Source organism: Hydrogenophaga sp. SL48 (assembly GCF_021729865.1).
Taxonomy (GTDB): Bacteria; Pseudomonadota; Gammaproteobacteria; order Burkholderiales; family Burkholderiaceae_C; genus Hydrogenophaga.
The window spans coordinates 4668080-4686180 of record NZ_CP063400.1; the positions used below are offsets into that span (position 1 = coordinate 4668080).

At 68.9% G+C, this 18101-nt stretch carries 20 protein-coding genes; 5 read left to right on the top strand and 15 right to left on the bottom strand.

Annotated features, from left to right (window positions below; all coding sequences use genetic code 11):
* Positions 1-39: 39 nt before the first annotated feature.
* Positions 40-804 carry a sulfite exporter TauE/SafE family protein gene (locus tag IM738_RS22105; protein WP_236963182.1) on the top strand — a complete coding sequence of 255 codons (765 nt, stop codon included), beginning with the start codon at positions 40-42 and terminating at the stop codon, positions 802-804.
* Between the two features lie 73 nt (positions 805-877).
* On the opposite strand, the gene IM738_RS22110 is transcribed toward IM738_RS22105, so the two are convergent.
* The 4 genes from IM738_RS22110 to IM738_RS22125 form a co-directional block, all read right to left on the bottom strand.
* Positions 878-1486: an exopolysaccharide biosynthesis protein gene (locus IM738_RS22110; protein ID WP_236963183.1), complete on the bottom strand. Its 609-nt coding sequence runs from the start codon at positions 1484-1486 to the stop codon at positions 878-880.
* A gap of 22 nt (positions 1487-1508) precedes the next feature.
* Positions 1509-1901: a hypothetical protein gene (locus IM738_RS22115; protein WP_236963184.1), complete on the bottom strand. Its 393-nt coding sequence runs from the start codon at positions 1899-1901 to the stop codon at positions 1509-1511.
* Positions 1902-1936: 35 nt separating this feature from the next.
* Positions 1937-2353 carry a tellurite resistance TerB family protein gene (locus tag IM738_RS22120; RefSeq protein ID WP_236963185.1) on the bottom strand — a complete coding sequence of 139 codons (417 nt, stop codon included), beginning with the start codon at positions 2351-2353 and terminating at the stop codon, positions 1937-1939.
* Positions 2354-2470: 117 nt separating this feature from the next.
* The gene (locus IM738_RS22125) at positions 2471-3148 is read right to left on the bottom strand and encodes a Bax inhibitor-1/YccA family protein (protein ID WP_236963186.1); all 678 of its coding nucleotides are present in this window, start codon (positions 3146-3148) and stop codon (positions 2471-2473) included.
* A 104-nt stretch (positions 3149-3252) separates the two neighbouring features.
* Here IM738_RS22125 and IM738_RS22130 point away from each other — a divergent pair, with 104 nt between their 5' ends.
* Entirely contained in the window at positions 3253-4134 is an 882-nt protein-coding gene (locus tag IM738_RS22130; protein WP_236963187.1) for a LysR family transcriptional regulator, read from the top strand.
* Positions 4135-4147: 13 nt separating this feature from the next.
* On the opposite strand, the gene IM738_RS22135 is transcribed toward IM738_RS22130, so the two are convergent.
* Entirely contained in the window at positions 4148-5632 is a 1485-nt protein-coding gene (locus IM738_RS22135) for a TIGR04222 domain-containing membrane protein (RefSeq protein ID WP_236963188.1), read from the bottom strand.
* Between the two features lie 153 nt (positions 5633-5785).
* Between IM738_RS22135 and IM738_RS22140 the strand changes: the two genes are divergently transcribed.
* Positions 5786-6631 carry a heme-dependent oxidative N-demethylase subunit alpha family protein gene (locus IM738_RS22140; RefSeq protein WP_236963189.1) on the top strand — a complete coding sequence of 282 codons (846 nt, stop codon included), beginning with the start codon at positions 5786-5788 and terminating at the stop codon, positions 6629-6631.
* A gap of 192 nt (positions 6632-6823) precedes the next feature.
* On the opposite strand, the gene IM738_RS22145 is transcribed toward IM738_RS22140, so the two are convergent.
* From IM738_RS22145 to IM738_RS22180, 8 genes are all read right to left on the bottom strand, one after another.
* Positions 6824-7153 (bottom strand): YegP family protein, encoded by a 330-nt coding sequence (locus IM738_RS22145; protein ID WP_236963190.1) that lies wholly within the window; start codon positions 7151-7153, stop codon positions 6824-6826.
* A gap of 99 nt (positions 7154-7252) precedes the next feature.
* A complete protein-coding gene (locus IM738_RS22150; RefSeq protein ID WP_236963191.1) occupies positions 7253-9049 on the bottom strand; it encodes an NAD(P)/FAD-dependent oxidoreductase in 1797 nt (598 codons plus the stop codon).
* 297 nt (positions 9050-9346) lie between these two features.
* Positions 9347-11341, bottom strand: a complete 1995-nt coding sequence (locus IM738_RS22155; protein ID WP_236963192.1) for a sigma-54-dependent Fis family transcriptional regulator — start codon at positions 11339-11341, stop codon at positions 9347-9349.
* Between the two features lie 70 nt (positions 11342-11411).
* Entirely contained in the window at positions 11412-11963 is a 552-nt protein-coding gene (locus IM738_RS22160; protein WP_236963193.1) for a hypothetical protein, read from the bottom strand.
* The gene (locus tag IM738_RS22165) at positions 11960-12955 is read right to left on the bottom strand and encodes a sulfurtransferase (protein ID WP_236963194.1); all 996 of its coding nucleotides are present in this window, start codon (positions 12953-12955) and stop codon (positions 11960-11962) included. The genes IM738_RS22160 and IM738_RS22165 overlap by 4 nt, the downstream gene beginning before the upstream one ends.
* A 99-nt stretch (positions 12956-13054) precedes the next feature.
* Entirely contained in the window at positions 13055-13564 is a 510-nt protein-coding gene (locus IM738_RS22170; protein WP_236963195.1) for a DUF1993 domain-containing protein, read from the bottom strand.
* Positions 13565-13733: 169 nt separating this feature from the next.
* Entirely contained in the window at positions 13734-14081 is a 348-nt protein-coding gene (locus tag IM738_RS22175) for a hypothetical protein (RefSeq protein ID WP_236963196.1), read from the bottom strand.
* A 20-nt stretch (positions 14082-14101) separates the two neighbouring features.
* Positions 14102-15040, bottom strand: coding sequence for a GSU2403 family nucleotidyltransferase fold protein (locus IM738_RS22180; protein ID WP_236963197.1), 939 nt, complete (start codon positions 15038-15040; stop codon positions 14102-14104).
* A 216-nt stretch (positions 15041-15256) separates the two neighbouring features.
* Here IM738_RS22180 and IM738_RS22185 point away from each other — a divergent pair, with 216 nt between their 5' ends.
* Positions 15257-16078 carry a plasmid replication/partition related protein gene (locus tag IM738_RS22185; RefSeq protein ID WP_236963198.1) on the top strand — a complete coding sequence of 274 codons (822 nt, stop codon included), beginning with the start codon at positions 15257-15259 and terminating at the stop codon, positions 16076-16078.
* Positions 16079-16105: 27 nt separating this feature from the next.
* Here the strand turns inward: IM738_RS22185 and IM738_RS22190 are convergent, their stop codons facing one another.
* Positions 16106-16900 (bottom strand): putative signal transducing protein, encoded by a 795-nt coding sequence (locus IM738_RS22190; RefSeq protein ID WP_236963199.1) that lies wholly within the window; start codon positions 16898-16900, stop codon positions 16106-16108.
* Positions 16901-17035: 135 nt separating this feature from the next.
* Complete coding sequence (locus IM738_RS22195; protein WP_236963200.1) at positions 17036-17500, bottom strand: DUF4864 domain-containing protein; 465 nt, start codon at positions 17498-17500, stop codon at positions 17036-17038.
* Positions 17501-17651: 151 nt separating this feature from the next.
* Between IM738_RS22195 and IM738_RS22200 the strand changes: the two genes are divergently transcribed.
* On the top strand, positions 17652-18077 hold the full coding sequence (locus tag IM738_RS22200; protein ID WP_236963201.1) for a CopG family transcriptional regulator: 426 nt from the start codon (positions 17652-17654) through the stop codon (positions 18075-18077).
* Positions 18078-18101: the final 24 nt, after the last annotated feature.

Consider the following 18101-nt stretch of genomic DNA (forward strand, 5'->3'; position numbering starts at 1 on the left):
GCAGGCAATCGGGCGCGGACGCTTCGGAATAATCGGCGCATGGACTTCCTCACCTCCGCTCCCTTGCTCGCGGTCGCCGCTTTCGCCGCCGGTGTGCTCAACGCCATCGCGGGCGGCGGCAGCTTTCTCACCTTTCCCGCGCTCGTGTTCGCGGGCGTGCCGCCCATCACGGCCAACGCCACCAGCGCGCTCGCGGTGAGCCCGGGCTACTTCGGCAGCACGCTGGGTTTCAAGCCCGAGCTGCGCGCGCTGCCGCGCGAGCGCCTGCTGCGCGAGATGCTGATCTGCGCCGTGGGCGGCGTGGCGGGCGCGCTGTTGTTGCTGGTCACGCCCGCGCGCCTGTTCTCGGGCATCGTGCCCTGGCTGCTGCTGTTCGCGACCGTGCTCTTCGCCGCCGGGCCGGCCATCGCGCGTCGCGCGCAGGCCGCGGCGCCCCACGGCCAGGCCTCGGTTCGCTGGCGCGAGCCCGCGTTGCTCGCGGTCGCGGTCTATGGCGGTTATTTCAACGGCGGTCTGGGCATCCTGCTCATGGCGCTGTACACCGTGGCCGGCGAGTCGCGGCTCAACGTGGTCAACGCGCTGAAGAACCTCAACTCGCTGGTGCTGTCCTGGCTGTCGGTCGCGGCCTTCGTGATCGCCGGGGCCATCGCCTGGCAACCCGGGCTGCTGATGATGGTGGCCGCCACGGCGGGCGGCTTCATGGGCGCGCGCTGGTCGAAGCGCCTGCCCGTGGCCTGGGTGCGCAGCGGCGTGATCGTCACCGGGCTGGTGATGAGCGCGGTGTTCTTTTACAGGATGGGGTAGAGCCCCCAAGCGGCCTTCGCCTTGTCGGCGCAGACCGCAGCTCCACCGCTGCGCGACCCGGCGAATCGCTCTCTCAAAGACCGAGCCAGGCGCCGGCGTGCTGCCATGCGGCAAAGGCCAGGTGGCCGAACGAGACCACGTAGCCCAGGGCGCCCACGCCGGTGGCCGCCGAGAGCAGCATGGCCAGGCCGTCGCGGAACATCCAGCCCAGGCTCAGCAGGATCAGGCTCAGGCTGGGCAGGACATTGCCCAGGGGCAGCGGCAGGAAGATCACCACCGCCATCACAGCGATCCACAGGCCCCACCAGACCCGCGTGCTCGAATGGCAGCAGGCCTGCCAGCGCGGGCGCAGCCAGCGCTCGGCCTGCTCGTAGATCCAGGCCAGGCCGTGCAGGCTGCGCCGGCTCCAGGTTTCATTCAGGGTGATGTCGCCCAGCCGCTGCGGCATGGTCACTGTCTCGCGACCGCGCAGCCAGGCCCAGGCCAGCGCCAGCAGGCCTAGGCTGAACAGGCCGCCCGCGCCCGCCACCGGCAGCGACGAGAGCAGGGCCAGCAGCAGCATCAGCACCGGACCCGAGCCCTCGCCATTGAGGCGCAGCAATGCGTTCAGGCTCAGGCGCTCACACGCGGCACCCGGTTCGCCAGCGGCCCGGCGCAGGTGCTGGGCGCGCGCCTTGCTCACCGCTCGACCCTCGCGCCGTGGTTCATGCCTGCGCGTTGCGCAGCGCGGCGGGCGGGTTCGTGCGCCCCGCCAGCCAGTGCAGGAAGCCCGCGAGCGCCAGCAGCGGCAGCAGGCCCAGCGCCCAGCCGGTCCACAGCAGCGGCGTGATCCATTCCATCAGGCCGCCCGCGCCGGGCAGCCAGTGCGCCAGCCATTGCGCGCCGTTCATCCAGAGCACCTGCAGCGCGGCGAACCACTCGGTGTCGGCCCAGGGCGCGAGCCAGGCGGGCACGGGCAGCGGCGCAGCCGCCCCACCCACCGCCGGCGCCGAGGCCACGGCGTTCAGCAGCCAGTCGCTCACTTGCACGGTCAGGGCGACCATGCCCGTCCACACCGCCGCCAGCAGGCCCGCGACCAGCCAGATCAAGGTTTTCATGGGAGTGTTCCGATCAAGAAAAGCCTGTCAGTTTTTCACAGCGCCGGAGCACTGGCCATCGCCATGGCCGGGTGGCGCCAGGCGAAGGCCATGCGGTCGAGCAGTTCCACCTCGCCGTCGGCCAGGTGCCCGTCGGACAGCGCGACGGCTTCGCACAGGTGCCACACGGTTTCCTGCAGCGCGGGGTCTTGCACCTCGGCCAGCAGTTGCGCGCGGGTGGGCTCGTCCATGCCGGCCGAGCCGGTCCACTGCACGCCGGCGCCCTGCAACAGGTCTTCGCAGAAGCCGTCGATCACCGCCTTGATCGCCTCGGGCGCCAGGCCCAGGCGCTGCGAGGCTTGCAGCCGGTCGATGGTCTTGATCTCGTTCATCGAATACTGGCCGTCGGCCACCAGCGCCATCGCCAGCAGGCGCGCGGCGGCTTCGGGGCTGTTGATCGGGTAACTTCGCATGGCATTTCTTTCGCGTAAGAGGTGAGGTGGCGTTGACTGCCCAGGGCACCGCCGGGCCGGCTTTGCCGGACGGCCAGTGCCGCCCCCTTGGGGGGTAGCGCGAAGCGCTGCGGGGGGTCAGTCGTTGTTCATGCCAAACAGGCTCAGCAAGCTCGTGAACAGGTTGAAGGCCGAGACAAACAGGCCCACGGTCGCGAGCACGTAGTTGGTCTCGCCGCCGTTCACGATGCGGCTGGTCTCGAACAGGATCAGGCCCACCGACAGCAGCGCCACCAGGGCGGACACGGCCATCCCCATCGCAGGGATCGAGAAAGCGTAGGCCGCGATGCCCAGCACGATGGCGATCACCATGCCGGCGAACAGGAAGCCGCCCATGAAGCTGAAGTCGCGGCGCGTGGTCAGCACGTAGGCCGAGAGCGCGAGGAAGGTCGCGCCGGTGGCGCCCAGCGCGGCCGTGATCGTGCCGGCACCGCCGGGCAGGGCCAGGGTGTGCGTGAGCAGGGGCCCAAGCGTGTAGCCCATGAAGCCGGTGAGGGCGAACACGGCGGGCAGGGCCCAGCCGCTGTTCTGCAGCTTGTGCACCGCGAACAGCAGGCCGAAGTAACCCACCAGCGTGATCACCAGCCCGGGCGCGGGCCAGCTGCCGGCCACCGCCAGCGCGGCGATGCCGGCCGCGAACAGCATCGTCAGCGAGAGCAGGGCGTAGGTGTTGCGCAGGACCTTGGCGGCCTGCGGGCGGTCCACGCCCAGCGAGGGGCGGGACGCGATGGAAGAAGGGCGGCGAACGGTTTCCATGAAGGTTCTCCTTTCAGGGTGAACATGGGAGGCTCGAAGATAGGGCTGCGAACAGGTTTGAAAAAGCAGACAATCACGAACAATCAGTCCCAAAAAGGCGAAGCATGAACCAGGAACTCAACTACAAGCACCTCTACTACTTCTGGGTCACGGCCAAGGAGGGCGGCATGTCGCACGCCGCGGCGCGGCTGGGCATGGCGGTGCAGACCATCAGCGCGCAGGTGCGCTTGCTGGAGCAGTCGCTGGGCCACGCGCTGTTCAAGCCCGCCGGGCGCGGCCTCGCGCTCACCGACGCCGGCCAGGCAGCGCTGCAGGTGGCCGAGCAGATCTTTCACCTCGGCGAGCACCTGCACACCGCCGTGCGCGACGCCACCAGCCAGAGCACGGTGCGGCTCGTGGTCGGCATCTCCGACGGTCTCGCCAAGCTGGCGGTGCGCGAGCTGCTCGCGCCCGCGCTCGAAGAACCGCGCCTGCGCCTGGTGTGCCACGAAGACGACTTCGACGACCTGCTCGCCGACCTCGCGCTGCACCGCCTCGACGTGGTGCTCTCCGACCGGCCCGCGCCCGCCAACCCCAACCTCAAGCTCTACAGCCACGCCATGGGCTCTTCGCCGCTGGGCTGGTACGCGCCGCAGGCCTGGCTGGAACAGGCCGGCACCGATTTCCCCCACAGCCTGGCCCGCGTGCCGGTGCTTCTGCCGAGTTCACACGCGTCGGTGCGCATGCGCATCGACCAGTGGTTCGAGCAGCAGGGCGTGGTGCCCAACGTGGTGGGCGAGTTCGAAGACAGCGCGCTGCTCGCGACCTTCGGCTCCTCGGGCATGGGCGTGTTCCCGGCGACCGAGCGCATGCGCGAAAAGCTCTCGCAGGGCTATGGCATGCAATGGTTCGGCCCCTGCGAGGGCGTGCAGGAACACTTCTTCGCCATCGGCACCGCGCGCAAGGTGCAGCACCCGCTGGTGCAGAAGTTGCTCGCGGCCGGCTGAGACCCTCGGACGTTCAATCGCCACCCCCGCCGCCGCATCCACCGCATCCGCCGCCGTCGCCGCCCCCTCCATCTGAGCCGCCGCCGGACGCCCCGCAGCCGCTGCCGCCCGTGTCTTTGCCGCCCGTCTGAACCAGGGCTTCTTTCAGGGGCTGCAGGTTGGCGGCGAGCACACCGGTGCCCAGCAGCGCCAGCGCGAGGGGCATCTGCGCATCCTTGAGGCCCAGCGCATCGCGTCGCCGCAAGCGCGATCGGGCGTTCTGCACAGCGGCCTGGCCCTCCCGTGTCAGCCGGTGGGGCAACCGCTTCCTGAAGGTGGCGATCGACACCAGTGCCAGCAACAGGAGGAAGAACAGAAAGACCACCGGGTGCCCGTGCTGCACGCCGTGCACGAAACGAAGGCCGCCCCAGACCAGCAGGCCGAGCCAGCCGTAGAAATAGAGGCGGTCGCGCCATTGGTGGCGGCGCTGGTCGCGCCCGGGCGCGTGCACCAGGCCCCGGTCGAGCAAGCGCTGGTGCAGGGTGTCCAGCTCGCGCCGTGCCTCGAACAGGCCGAGCCCCGCGCCGGGCTGCAGGCCCTGGGCGATCTGTGCATGCAGGGTCTGTTCCAGCGGGTGGGCGTTGGCGGGTGGCTGGGTGGTGGTGCGCCAGGTGCCGCTGGAGGCCTGCAGGGCCAGGTGGCCTTGTTGCAGCAGCCGCGCCAGGCTGGCGTGCACGCTGCGCGCGCTGCCCCCGGCGAGGTAGGCCAGCTCCAGCGCATCCAGCGGCTCGGGGCGCGCACTGGCCCGGGGCGATCCGCCGGGCGCGCGCAGCACCAGCACCACACCCAGCACCACCCACGCCGCGAAGCACAAACCGTAGATCGCGAGAAACCGCTCGCCGCTCCAGTCCGGGTGGAGGGTGACGGGCACGCAGCCGCTGAACAGCAGCGCCGGCAGGGCCAGCAGCACCATCAGCCCGCGCAGCGAGGGTGGCAGGCCGTGAGCGGGCCAGCGCGGTCTGGGCAACACCCAGTGCGTCGCCGTGTTCACCCGCCGGGCGCGGGCCGCAAACCGCGCCTCGACGCCGGGCCAGATGTCGGGCGGCGGCGCGTCACCAAACGCCTCGGCGTAGCGCCGCAGCGTGTCGGCATAGCGCTGGCGGTGAAGGTGGTGGTGGGCTGCGCCGCCCATGTTCGGAAAGTGGTGCAGCGTGCGCCCGAGCACGTTCGGGCAGAAGTGGTCGAAGTAGTGGCGGCTGTGCAGCAGGTGCGCGTGCCAGGCCTCGTCCACCGCATCGCTGGGGCAGACCTCGCCCCGGTGCCGCACCGCCAGCCAGAGGAATCGGCGGTATTCCTCGATCACCCGCCGGGTGTGGGCCGCCGTCCAGCCGTTGTCCTGCGCCAGTCGCGGGTGCAGCGGCACGTCGCCGGGAGCGTCGGGTGACCAGTTCGCCAGCCGTTGCCAGAGCGCGTCTCTGGCGATGCCGTCGGTGGCGGTGTGGGGAAGGCTGTCTGTCATGGGGACTCCTTTCTGGTTGTTGTGTTCTGCTCCTCGTGTCCGGCTTCAAGATAAGTCAGATCGGTGACGTTTGTGTGACGCATGGAGCGGGCTTCCTCTCGGCTCGGGCGCTGTGGCGGCGGGGCGACACCCGGCCCCCGGCACAATGCGCCGATGAGCGTCCTGACCCCCGCACCCCTGGTCCCCTGGGCCGTGAGCAGCCCGTTTCGCATGCGCCCGGGTCTCGCGCGGCTGACCGCTGCGCACGGTGCGCCCGAGGCACCTCCGCCGCTGTTCGTGTGCGATGCGCAGGCCGACGCCTACGCCGCGCACAAGCGCGCCTCGCTGCAGCAGCACCGCGCGCGGTGCCAGATCGGCGAGGCCGACCCGGCCGTGTTGCGGGCCATCGCCGAGGCGCATGAGCGGCAGACCGGCACCGTGATCGCACCCGACGCCGACGCGCTGGCGCAGGGCCTGCAGGAAGACTTCGTCATCCTCCACGATGACACCGGTGGCATGCGCACGCGCTTCCTCTCGGTGTGCTTCCCCTCCAACTGGGCGCCCGCTGAAAAGCTGGGCCTCGATTTCGCCGCCATCCACGCGCCGGTCGCCGACAACGCGTTGCTGCAGGCCGGCGGCCAGGGCATCGTCGACATGGCCTTTCGCCAGGCCAGCATGCTGCGCCACGTCTGGCTGCTCACACCCAACGGCGATCTGGCCCAGCACCCCGAGACCCGCCGAACGCGCTGGGCCGACGCGGTGGCGCAGGCCGATGCCATGGGACAGCGGCTGATCGATCAGGTGTTTTTTCGCGTCGAGCGCCAGACCACGCTGCCGCTGCCCGCGCTGCGGCGCGGCGTGTTCTTCATCCGCGTGATGGTGTGCCCGCTTGCCGAGGTGCTGGGCGTGGCGCGTGGGCGTGCGGCCGAGCTGCGCGAAGCGCTGCTGTCGATGAGCGACGCCGTGGTGGCCTACCGGGGCATGGCGGCGGTGCGCGAGCGGCTGTGCGCGGAGCTGTGAAGCCCCCCGCGCCGCTTCGCGTCACCCCCCAGGGGGCGGCACTGGCCGTCTGGCAGAGCCAGCCCGGCGGTGCCCTGGGTGTGTTGTTGCATGCTGTGGCGTGGGTGCAGCGCAACATGAACATCAGCAGCTTTTGCACCGCCCATGAAAAAGGCGACCCGCAGGTCGCCTTCCCTGAGCGAAGCACAGCGCTCAGACCGCCTTCACCACCGTCGTCACACCGTTGGTTTTCACCGACCCGATGCCCGCGTCGCGGCCCGCCTCGGCCTGGTACATCTGGCTGGTGCCGATCACCTGGTGGTTGGCGGCCTTGAGGTTGAAGTAAAAGCGCCCGTCGGAAGCGACCTTGCGGTCGTAGCGCGCGTCGTCGCCGCAGTTGGCCTGCACCGACTGGATGCCGTTCTCCGCCGAGGCCTTGGTGGCGTACTGCTCACTGCGCAGCACCACCTCGCCGTTGTCCGCTTTCAGGACAAAGGAAAACTGACCCTTGTCGTTGGAACCCAGTTCGTAGCTGCCTGCCATGTTCGCTCCTGTTGGTGAAAGAAGAGTGCCGAAGCAGCCGGATGATAGGCCGGGGGTGGCGCGCTGGGAAGCCCGCCGCGCCCCGGCCGGGCGCTCCGTTCAGCGCAGGTGGTGCACCGCCGCCTGCCCGTAGACCGGCGTGTCCAGGCCCTCGTAGCGCGCCTTCAATTGCAGCGACAAGAACTGCGAGTAGTGCCGGCTCTGGTGCAGGTTGCCGCCGTGGATCCAGAGCTGCTTCTGGTTGGTCGGTTTCCACATGTTGCGCAGCTCGCCCTCCCACGGTCCCGGGTCTTTCGTCGTGGACGAGCCCAGCCCCCAGACCTTGCCCACGCGGTCGGCCACCTCGGGTGACACGAGATCGGCGAGCCAGTGGTTCATCGAGCCGTAGCCGGTGGCGTAGACCAGCAGGTCGGCCGGCAGCTCGGTGCCGTCGGTCAGCGTCACGCTCTTCGGGTTGATGCGCTCGATGTTGTTGTGGCTCTTGAGCTTGATGCTGCCGTTGGCCACCAGCTCGCTCGCGCCCACGTCGATGTAGTAGCCCGAGCCGCGGCGCAGGTACTTCATGAACAGGCCCGAACCGTCGTCGCCGAAGTCGAGCATGAAGCCCGCCTTCTCCAGCCGGCCGTAGAGGTCGGCGTCGCGCTTCTTCATCTCGTCGTACACGGGGATGTGGAAGCTGTGCATGATCTTGTAGGGCACGCTGGCGAACACGAGGTCGGCCTTGTGGTGGTCGATGCCGTTCTTCAGCGCTTCCTCGCTGTACAGCCCGCCCAGCGCCAGCTCCATCAGCGAATCCGACGGCGCGATGTGCGTGCTGGTGCGCTGGATCATGGTGACGTCTGCGCCGTTTTCCCAGAGGGCCGCGCAGATGTCGTGCGCCGAGTTGTTGGAGCCCAGCACCACCGCCTTCTTGCCCTTGTACTGCTCGGGGCCGGGGTGCTTGCTGGAGTGGTGCTGGTCGCCCTCGAAGGTGTCGGCGCCCGGGATCTTGGGCACGTTGGCGTAGCCCGACACGCCGAGCGCAAACACCAGCTGCTTGGGCCGCAACACCACCTCTTCACCGTCGCGGTCCACGATCACTTCCCACTCGCCCTTGGCCTCGTTGAAGGTCGCCTTCTTGGCGGTGGTCGAGCCCCAGTAGTTGATCTCCATCACCTTGGTGTACATCTCCAGCCAGTCGCCCACCTTGTCTTTCGGCGCGAACACCGGCCAGTCGTCGGGGAACGGCATGTAGGGCAGGTGGTCGTACCAGACCGGGTCGTGCAGGCACAGCGTCTTGTAGCGGTTGCGCCAGCTGTCGCCGGCCCGCGGGTTCTTTTCGATCACGATGGTCGGCACGCCCAGGCGGCGCAGCCGCGCGGCGAGGATGATGCCGCCCTGACCGCCGCCGATGATCACCGTGTACGGCTGCTCGTCGTAACCCAGCCGCGCCTCTTCTTCGTGGCGCCGCTCCAGCCAGCTCTTGCGCCCCTGCTGCGCGCCGTGCTCCGCGCCCTTGATGCGGCGCGTGCCCTTCTTCTCTTCAAAGCCCTTCAGCTCGACCATGGTGGTCAGCAGCGTCCAGGCCTTGTCACCTTTCAGGCGCAGGTGGCCGCGCCCGCGCGAGACCTTGGTTTCAAACGTGAACCAGGCGTCGGTCACGCCGTCGGCCTCGGTGGCCTCTCCTTCGAGCTGGAAGTTGGACGCGCCGGTTTCGGCCTGCCGTGCGGCGAGCATGTCGCGCACCGCGTCGTGGCCCTCCTGCGTGCGGATGTTCCAGGTGAACGAAACGAGGTCGCGCCAGTAGCAGTCGGCGTCGAACAGCGGCAATACGGACTCGGGTTGTCCGGAGGCCAGTGCGGCCCCGAAGGCGTCCAGCCAGCGTTGGGCCCGCTGGGAGGGCGTGGTGTCGGTCATGGGTCTTGTCTCCTGTGGATGCCGGCCTCGGTGCGGGCCGGTGCTCATCTCTTCTCAAGACCCGTGCCATGCGCTCGACGCGCGCAAGTGCTTGATTTGCTGAGACTTCTTCAAGCGGTGCGGGTGTCACACCCCGTGCACCTGTCACCTGTCGAAGTGACAGGTGTCACAGCCTTTGCAGTGCCCACGTTTCCGTTCGCTGCCCATCCCTCCGTTCGGGCTGAGCTTGTCGAAGCCTTCACACAACGCCCCGAAAGCGCCCCGAAAGCGCTTCGACAGGCTCAGGGCGAACGGACCTCAGTGCGCGCGGCGGCTGTCGATGTCGTCCTGTCGGTTCGGGGCGACGATGCCGCCGCGCTTCATCCGCCGGTACAGCGTCATGCGAGAAAGCCCCATCTGCCGAGCCACCGCGCTCACGTTCCAGTGCGCCGCGCGCAGCGCTTGCAGCAAGGCTTCCGGCCCGTCGTCGGGCGCCACTTCAGCAGCGCGCACTTCCAACCGACCCGCCTGCAACTCCGGCAGATCGTCCAGATCAATCGCCCCGTCTGCGCAGAGGCTCCCCGCGTAGTCCAGCACGTTGCGCAGCTCGCGCAGGTTGCCCGGCCAAGGGTGGCTCAGCAGGCGCTGCAGCGCGGTGGACGTGAGCGAACGGCCGCCCAGCAGCCGCGTGATCATGGCGCCCAGATCGCTGCGCTCGCGCAGCGGCGGCAGCTGGATGTGCGCGCCCTTCAGGCGGTAATACAGGTCGTCGCGGAAACGGCCCGCGAGCACCAGCGATTCGAGTGGCGCGTGCGTCGCCGCGATCACGCGGATGTTCACCGGCACCGGCCTGGTGGCGCCCACCGGCAGCACCTCGCGCTCCGACAGCACGCGCAGCAGCCGCGCCTGCAGCGCCAGCGGCATGTCGCCGATCTCGTCGAGGAACAGCGTGCCACCGTCGGCCTCGGCGATCAGGCCGCGCTTGCCCTTGGGCGAGGCGCCCGAGAAGCTGCCCGGCAGGTGGCCAAACAGCTCGCTCTCGATCAGGTGCTCCGGAATCGCCGCGCAGTTCACCGCCACGAACGGCCGCGCGCGCCGCTCGCTGCTGCTGTGCACCGCCTTCGCAAAAAATTCCTTGCCCGAGCCCGTCTCGCCCGTGATCAGCAGGCTGATCGGCGTGTTCACCAGCCGCGCCACGCGCTCCACCTGCCGGTCCAGCGCGGCGTCGCCCGCCGAGAGCGCGGCCAGCGGCGCCGGCACCGCGCGCTCGCGCTGCGCGGCGGCCACCGGGCGCGGCGGCGGGGGCACGGCCGAGAGAAACAGCAGCTGCCGCCCGCCCGCGAGCATCACCGCGCGCTGGTCAGACGGCTGCGTCAGCACAAAGCGGCCGATCTGGCTGAACGGCAGCTCGAACAGCGCCTCGAAGCTGCGCCCCACCAGCGGCGGCGCGTGCACCGCGCGGCCCTGCAAGGCATGGCCCCCAACCCTGGCTTCGCCAGGCCCCCCGAGGGGGTGCGGTCGTTCTTGGGGCGGCCCGGCGAACGCCTGTTGCGCGCGCCGGTTGTGGCCCACCACGCGGCCGTGCGCGTCCAGCGCCAGCAGGTACTCGGGCTGCACGTCCAGGAACTGCGGCGCCGCCGAGAGCCGCAAGATCCAGTCGTGGCGGTGGCGGTGCAGAAAGGCCGCGTGCTCGATGTCGTGCGCCGTCATCTTCACCAGCTGCAGCGCCAGGTGCTGGCTGCTTTTGGGCTGGCTCGAACTGAGCTGCGAAATGTCGAGCACCGCGCTCAGTTCGCCCGCGCTGTCGTACACCGGCGCGGTGGTGCAGGTGAGCGGGATGTGGGTCGCGTCGAAGTGGTCGTCCAGGTGCACGGTGAGCGCCTCGCCGGTGCTGATGCAGGTGCCCACGCCGCAGGTGCCCGCGTGCTGCTCGCTCCAGTCCGCGCCGAGGTAGAGGCCCGCCTTGCGCAGGCTGGGCTCGAACACCAGGTCGCCCAGGAAATCCACGGTGACGCCGCGCGCGTCCGTCAGCAGCACCACATAACCCAGCCCCGCCACCTTGCTGTAGAGCGCCTCCAGCCCGTGGCGCGCGATCTGCAGCAGCGCCTCCATCTGGTCCTGGTGCTCGCGCAGCCGCGCCTGCGGCAGGATCACGGCCTCCTGCATGCGGGTCGGGTCCAGCCGGTGTTCGTGCACGCAGCGGTGCCACGAATCGCGGATCACCTGCTCGTGCGCGGCAGCGGCCAGTGCGCCCGCGCCATCGTTGGCCACGTGCATCACGGTGGCGATGTGCTGGTGCTGGGTGGTGGGCATGGGCGGCTCCCTGAGCGAAAAGGACAGCCTCGCACCATCGGACGGTGCGGCAGTGGTGTCAATCGAGGGTTTACCCGGCACCCGTGTGCGGGCCGCGCTGCAGGCGCATCACGCTCGATCGCGCCGCCGTGAGCAGCAGCCTCGAATACAGGCGGTGAAAACCCAACAGGGCGTGAAAGGCGACACCCATGGCGGGCTTTTCGCCGGCGCCGTTCCTGCGACCGGGCACCACGGCCGAACCGAAACAGAGCCGGGTTTGCGGACCCGTGTCTGAGCCGGTGACCGGCGCCACCATCAACCACGACTTGGTGCGGCCTGTGAAGTCCGCCAGCAGCAGCTGGTCCGCTGTCCGGCCTTCCACCCGCCAGGCTGAATAGCCGTCCGCCGTGCCCTCGGCCAGGCGCCGGGCATCGGCGTCGGTCGCCGGGCGGCGGGCCAGCCACCGCAGGATGAAGCGCTCCAGCTTGAACAGGCGTGTGGTGTAGAAGGCTTCGACGAAGGCCGCGTGCGAGACCGCGCCCTCCACGTCGCACACATAGCAGTCTGCATACGCGCCGGCAGCGCGGCAGCTTTGCAGCAGGGCGTCAGCAGGCAGCTCGGCGGGGTGGACTGAGTGGGTCATGGGTGCATGGGTCCAGGGTGGTGCGTCGGGGTCGTCGCCAGCTGTTGTTGCCGGTTGATGGTCGGGTTGCCCGGGTCGCTGCTCCATTCCAGCCAGCCCCCGTCGTACACGCTGATGTGTTCCCAGCCCATCAGCCAGGCGTAGAAAAACGCCAGCGATGCGCGCCAGCCGGTGCCGCAATAAAACACCACCTGATGCTGGGCCTCGATGCCCTGGCTGCGCCACAGCGCGGTGATCTCGGCGGCGCCCGACATCTGGCCGGCCGGGGTGTGAAACCAGCGCATGTCGTTCACGTCGCCCTCTGCACCGGCATGGCCCCAGCGCGCGCCGGCGATCTCGCCGCATGCCGCAACGTAGTCGTAGCCCGAGGTCCGCCCGACGAACTCGCTCCAGGTGCGGATGCTGGCCAGCGTCACACCGGGCCGCTCCAGCAAGGCCCGCACCTGCACCGTGTCCACCAGGTAGCGTGGATGGGTGGGCTGGCCCGGCCCGAAGTCGGCCACCGGCACCGGAGTCTCCGGAGCTTGCCCGGTGAGTGGTCCGCCGGCTTGCACCCAGGCTGCCGTGCCACCGTCGAGCAGCCGCACGTCGTGCACACCGGCATAGAGCAACAGGTGGGCCATTCGTGCGTTGGCCACCAGCTTGTGGCCTGCCAGCACCACCGTGGTGTCGTGCCGGATGCCGAGCGCGGCGAACTGCCGGAGCAGCACATCGTCCGCCACCCTGTTCCACAGGGGGCCCGCTTCGAACCGCTGCACATCCAGCCAGGCGGCACCGGGAACGGTTTGCACCCCGGCGCTGGCCCACGGGCCTTCGCCCACCTCAAACAGCCGCCAGTCACCGGCGGGCGCCGCAGCCTCGCCGGTGCTGCCTGCGAGCATCGCGCGCAACCCTCGAGCCGGCACCAGCTGGCGCCAGCGCGGCAGGTCCGCACGCCAGCGGGCATGGGCATGGCTGTCGGCAGGGAGGGTGGGCGGGGCGGTCTCGATCATGGGGTGCGCGGCAGGCGACTCACGATGGTAAGCCGCTGGCGTTGCCCTGCGCGCCTTCGACGCTCACCGCGCCGTGCCGCGCCGAATGCACTCACGCGGTCAGTACGCGCCCATGTAATCGCGCTTGCCAATCGCCACGCCGTTGTGGCGCAGGATGTCGTAGGCGGTGGTGACGTGGAAGAAGAACTGCGGCAGACCGTAGTTGGCCAGATAGGTCTGCCCGCTCAGCTTCTTCTCTTTCGGTGTGCCTGGGCGCAGGACGATCTCGCTGTTTTCCTTGCCTTCAAATTGCGCCGGATTCACGCTGTCCAGAAAGGCCAGGGTCTGCGTCAACAGCGTGTCGAGATCGGCAAAGGTTTTCTCCTGGCCGTCGTGGACCGGCACCTCCACGCCAGCCAGGCGCGCCGAAATGCCGCGCGAAAAATCGGCGGCAATCTGAACCTGCTTGAGCAGCGGAAACATGTCCGGAAACAAACGGGCCTGCAACAAGGCGTCAGGCTCGATCGACTTGGTCACGGCATGTTCGTTGGCCTGTGAAAGGATGGTCTTCAAGGCCGTCAGCATTTGCACGAAGACGGGAACGGAGTGGGTGTACATGGGGCTGGTCATAGGGGGTCCGGTGGGAGGGAAACGATGGGCTCTGGATGGCGAGCTCGGGACAGCCAGGGTGGTTTGCCAAGCCCGGCACTGTAGCTGTCAACCGCCATGCCACGCTCGGCTTGAAGAATGGCCTTTGATGTGAGCGCCTTCAGATTGCAGGGGCGCGGTGCTCACACCTTCAAGGCCGCGCCCCAGCCAATCCCCAAATCCCCGCCGCCAGCACCCCCAGCCCCACCACCTCCACCAGAAACGCCGTGTAGGTTCCGGCTTCATCCACCCCGCCCAGCCGTTCCTCCGGGTAGCGCCCCAGCGTCAGCACCCGAAGCACACACCAGCCGATGGACCAGCCCACCGTCTGCACGCAGAAATCCCAGGCGAGCCACCAGAGCACGCGCAGCACGCCGAGCACGAGGCCTTTGGGGATGTCAAACCAGTCGGTGGGGTCGATCAATGGGGCTCCCTTGTCAAGTGTTTTTGCCTGGGTCGTCCAGTAGGGCGGCCATGCGGCGGTGGTCGGCGTGACCATCGGTCAACGGTGTTTCAGGTTCAAGGCGCCAGCAACAAGCCTTCGTCCATGAGCCCCCGCACGGTCTGCGCCTGCAGCGCGTCCCGTCTGCGTTTGGATGGCTCGCGGTTGGGGCGGTCCGCCAGCCAGCGTTTGAATTCGACAAAGGTGGCGGGGGAGATGGTGTGCATCACGGCCATCCTTCCGGTGGCGCCGATCACCACGTGTGAAAAGCGAGGCGCCTCGGTCAGGATCTTGGCCCTTTCGGCCATGACCGGCCAGAGCTCGTCTTCCGCCTCCGACAGCTTGAAGGGGTGGGGGTCGTCGCCCTCCTGCATGCGGCGCAGAAAGTCCACCTCGAAGCCTTTGGCGTTGATGGCGGTCTCGGCGTGCAGGTCTTTGTGCACGAAGGTGGGGTCCACTTCCTGCAGCAGCTGCAGCATGGATTTGTCCAGGTGTTTGATGTCGGCGAGGAAGCGCACGCGCTGGCGGGCGTCCCACAACAGGTCGACGTCTTGCGTGGCGAGCGCGCCAGCGACGATGCGAACGCCCGCTGCGGCTTCGTAGGCGTAGAGCGCGTGCGTGCCGACCACCGTGAAATGCGGGGCCAGACCGCTGTCTTCCAGCTTGTTGAGCAGGTCCACCACCAAGGCGGGCACGCGCCCCGCGCGCACGGCTTTGTTGAGCCGCTGAGCGGTGGTGGCCGCGGCTTTCAGGCTGGCCAGCCGGGCCTCGGTCTCTGTCTTGCGCGCCTTGAAAGCGGTGTAGGTGGCTTCCAGCGCCGGGCTTCGGGCGCCCAGTCGCTGTTGCCGGTTGCGCCGCCCGGTCTTGATCAGGTACTCATAGGCGCCTTCCTGCTTCCAGTACATGCCGCCTTCGTATTGGCGGGCGAGCGCCTTCACACGGGTCAGTTCGGCCAGGATGGTCTGGGCGTCGATGACCTGGCGGGCGGCCTCGTCGGACAGGGGTAGGTAGTTCATTCACCTGTTTCAGATAAAAAATGCAATCTAACAGGTGAATTGTTGCAAATCAACAGCTTATGAACGTCTTTCAGGCTTCTGAAACATGAAATTCTTCCGAAGGGCACTCGCAGCACGCCGGGCACGGTGCCCTGGGAGGTGCCCAGTCTGCCGGTGAGGCCGCTCCTTGGGCCGGCCTACAATCCCGCCCCTTTGTCCCAACGCCGCACCCCACCCATGAACATCACCGTCAACGCCGACCTGAAGGCCTACATCGACCCGCTGACCCCCGACGAGCACGACGCGCTGGAGCGCAGCCTGCTGGCCGAGGGTTGCCGCGATGCGCTGGTGCTCTGGGGCGACGTGCTGGTGGACGGCCACAACCGCTATGGCATCTGCCAGAAGCACGGCCTGCCGTTCCAGACGGTGCAGAACCCGCGCTTCCAGTCGATGGAGGACGTGCACCTCTGGATGATCGACCAGCACCTGGGGCGCCGCAGCGTGTCGGACTTCCAGCGCGGCGTGCTGGCGCTGCGCCGGCGCGAGATCGAGGCCGAGCGGCGAGGGCGGGCCCGGGCCGAGTCGGCGGCGGCCGACGTGAACGAGGCCGTCGGGCCGGAGGACGCACCGTCTGCCGCCGAAGCGCCCGCGCCCAAGCCCTTGAAGACCCGCGAAGACATCGCCCGCGCGGCGCGCCTGAGCAGCGGCCAGGTGGTGATGATCGAGAAGATCCAGAAGCAGGCCGCGCCCGAACTGGTGGATGCCTTGAAGTCGGGCGCGATCTCGCTCAACGCCGCCGCCGTGGTGGCCAGCCTGCCCGCCGAAGAACAGAAGGCCGCCGCGCTGGCCGGCAAGGACGAACTCAAGCAGGTGGTCAAGCGCGTGCGCGAGTCGCGCCGCAAGCCGGCGGAAGACGCTGCCGACGCCGCGCCGGGCCAGGATGTGGGTGAGGCGCCGGACGAGCTGCAGGCCTTGCGCCACCGGGTCACCGAACTGGAAGCAGAGAACGCTTCGCTGCGCGAACAGCTGCAGGCGCTGAGCGCGCAGCTGGTGGATTGAAGGGCGGGGCTTTCAGGGATCTGAACCCTAAGGCGCCGCCAGCCGCTCCGTCCGCGTCACCTGCCCCAGTGCGTTGTGGTGGTCCCGGGCGTCCAGCGTGCCGTCAAGGTCGGTGTCGCGGTCGACGTGGTCGAGGCGACCCAGGCGCAGGTGTTCCACGCGTGTGGGCTGCCCGGTGAGGGGCTGAAGGTAGCTGGTCTTGACCAGCACACCGTTGCGGTAGCCCTCGACCAGATCGATGAGCTGGTCGCCGTCGGTGTCGATCTCCGATTGCTCCGGGTTGCCCAGGCGGTAGCGGTGGTGGCTCTCGAACACGCCGTCGAAGTTGTCGTCGCTCTCGCCCTCGCTGACCTGCCCCTGGGTGTCGTAGCGGAAGCGGGCGTCCATGCGGCCGTCGAAGTTGCGGTCGAAGTGGCTCTCCAGCGCGCTGCCTGCGGGTGACAGCGTCCAGCGCTCGTCGGCGATGCCGTCCTTGTTGCGGTCCATCTCCATTTCCCGCGTCGGCGCGCGCAGCCAGGCCAGGCAGAGCGCGCCACCGACCAGCAGGCCGACCACGCCCCAGGCCACGTGGCGCGAAGATGAGGGCGCCGGCCGCTGCACAGGATCCACCACGGCGGTGGCTTCCCAGCGTTCGATGATCTCGCGGGCTCTGGCGTGGTCTTCTTCCGCCACCACGAGGCGGATCAACCCGGCCGCGGGCAGCTCGCCGATGGCGCCCTGCAGGTGCTCGCCCAGCACGGTGGCTTCGATGCCCTGCTGGCGCAGCAGGTCGGCGAGCATGTGGCCTTCGACGGCGCTGGCGGGCTGGTAGAGGTTTTGCATGGCGCCACTGTAGTGGGAAGGGCGCGTTTCCGACGCGAAATGCCTTCACCCAGGATGCGGTGGAACCGGCTCCGCCGGGCCACTCGCATCGCCCCCTGGAGGGGGTCGCGCGCAGCGCGGCGGGGGTGCTTCCATTCAGGCCGACGATTTGCCGTCGTCCGGTTCGACCACGCAGCCGTTGATGCGCCAGCCCTCGTCGGCGCCCTGTTCGAGCCGGTAGGTCGCGCGCCAGAGGCGGCCCATGCCGTCGCGCAGCAGCACGGCCTGGATCACGTCGCCGCGCACCGATTCGGGCAGCAGGAACAGCACGGACTCGGGTTTCACGAGCATGCCGTATTGGCCCAGCACCATGGCCATGAAGGTGGGGGCGTTGCCGAACATCTTGTGGATGCTGGGGGCGGCGTAGGAGAAGGCGCGCTCCGCGTCGTCGGCGGCAAAGGCGTCGAGCTGGGCCTCGACCACGGCGCGCACCGCCTTAGCCTGCGCCTCGGGCAGCTCGGCCGCGGCGGCGGCCGTCGCCGCGAAGGCCAGGCACAGCGCCAGCAGCCAGCGCGCGAGCCACCGGTGGTTCAGAACCTGGGGGCGAAGGGCAGCTGGCATGGCGCGCTCCTGACGACAAAAACCCCATTCTCGCCATCACCCTTCTCCCTGCCCGCGTGTCGGGCAAGCCTCTTTTCTCTGTGTGGCGCCGCACGGTGGACGGGCGGAAAACATGCTTAAATACCCTCCACATAGATTCCACATGGATGGTATGCAGATGGCAAACGCACTGACCGAGACCAAACCCCGCGTCGGGGACACCGAAAAACTCACCATCAACCTGGGCGTGGTGGACCTCGGCCAGATCGACCTGCTGGTGCAGGAGGGGTTTTATTCCAACCGCTCCGACCTGATCCGCACGGCGGTGCGCAACTTGCTTGCCACGCACGCCGAGTCGGTGCGACAGACGGTGGCGCGCCGCACGCTGATGCTGGGCCTGCAGCACCTGAGCCGTGCCGACCTCGAGCGCGCGGTGGCGGCGGGCGAGACATTGCGCATCCAGGTCGTGGGCCTGGCGCGCATCGACGACGACGTGCCGCCCGAGCTGGCCCTGGCCGCGATCGGGTCGGTCTCGGTGCTCGGCGCCTTCCACGCCAGCCCCGCGGTGCGCAAGGCCCTGGTCAGCCGCATGGTCTGAACTTCCCTTTGTCCCCATGCCCAC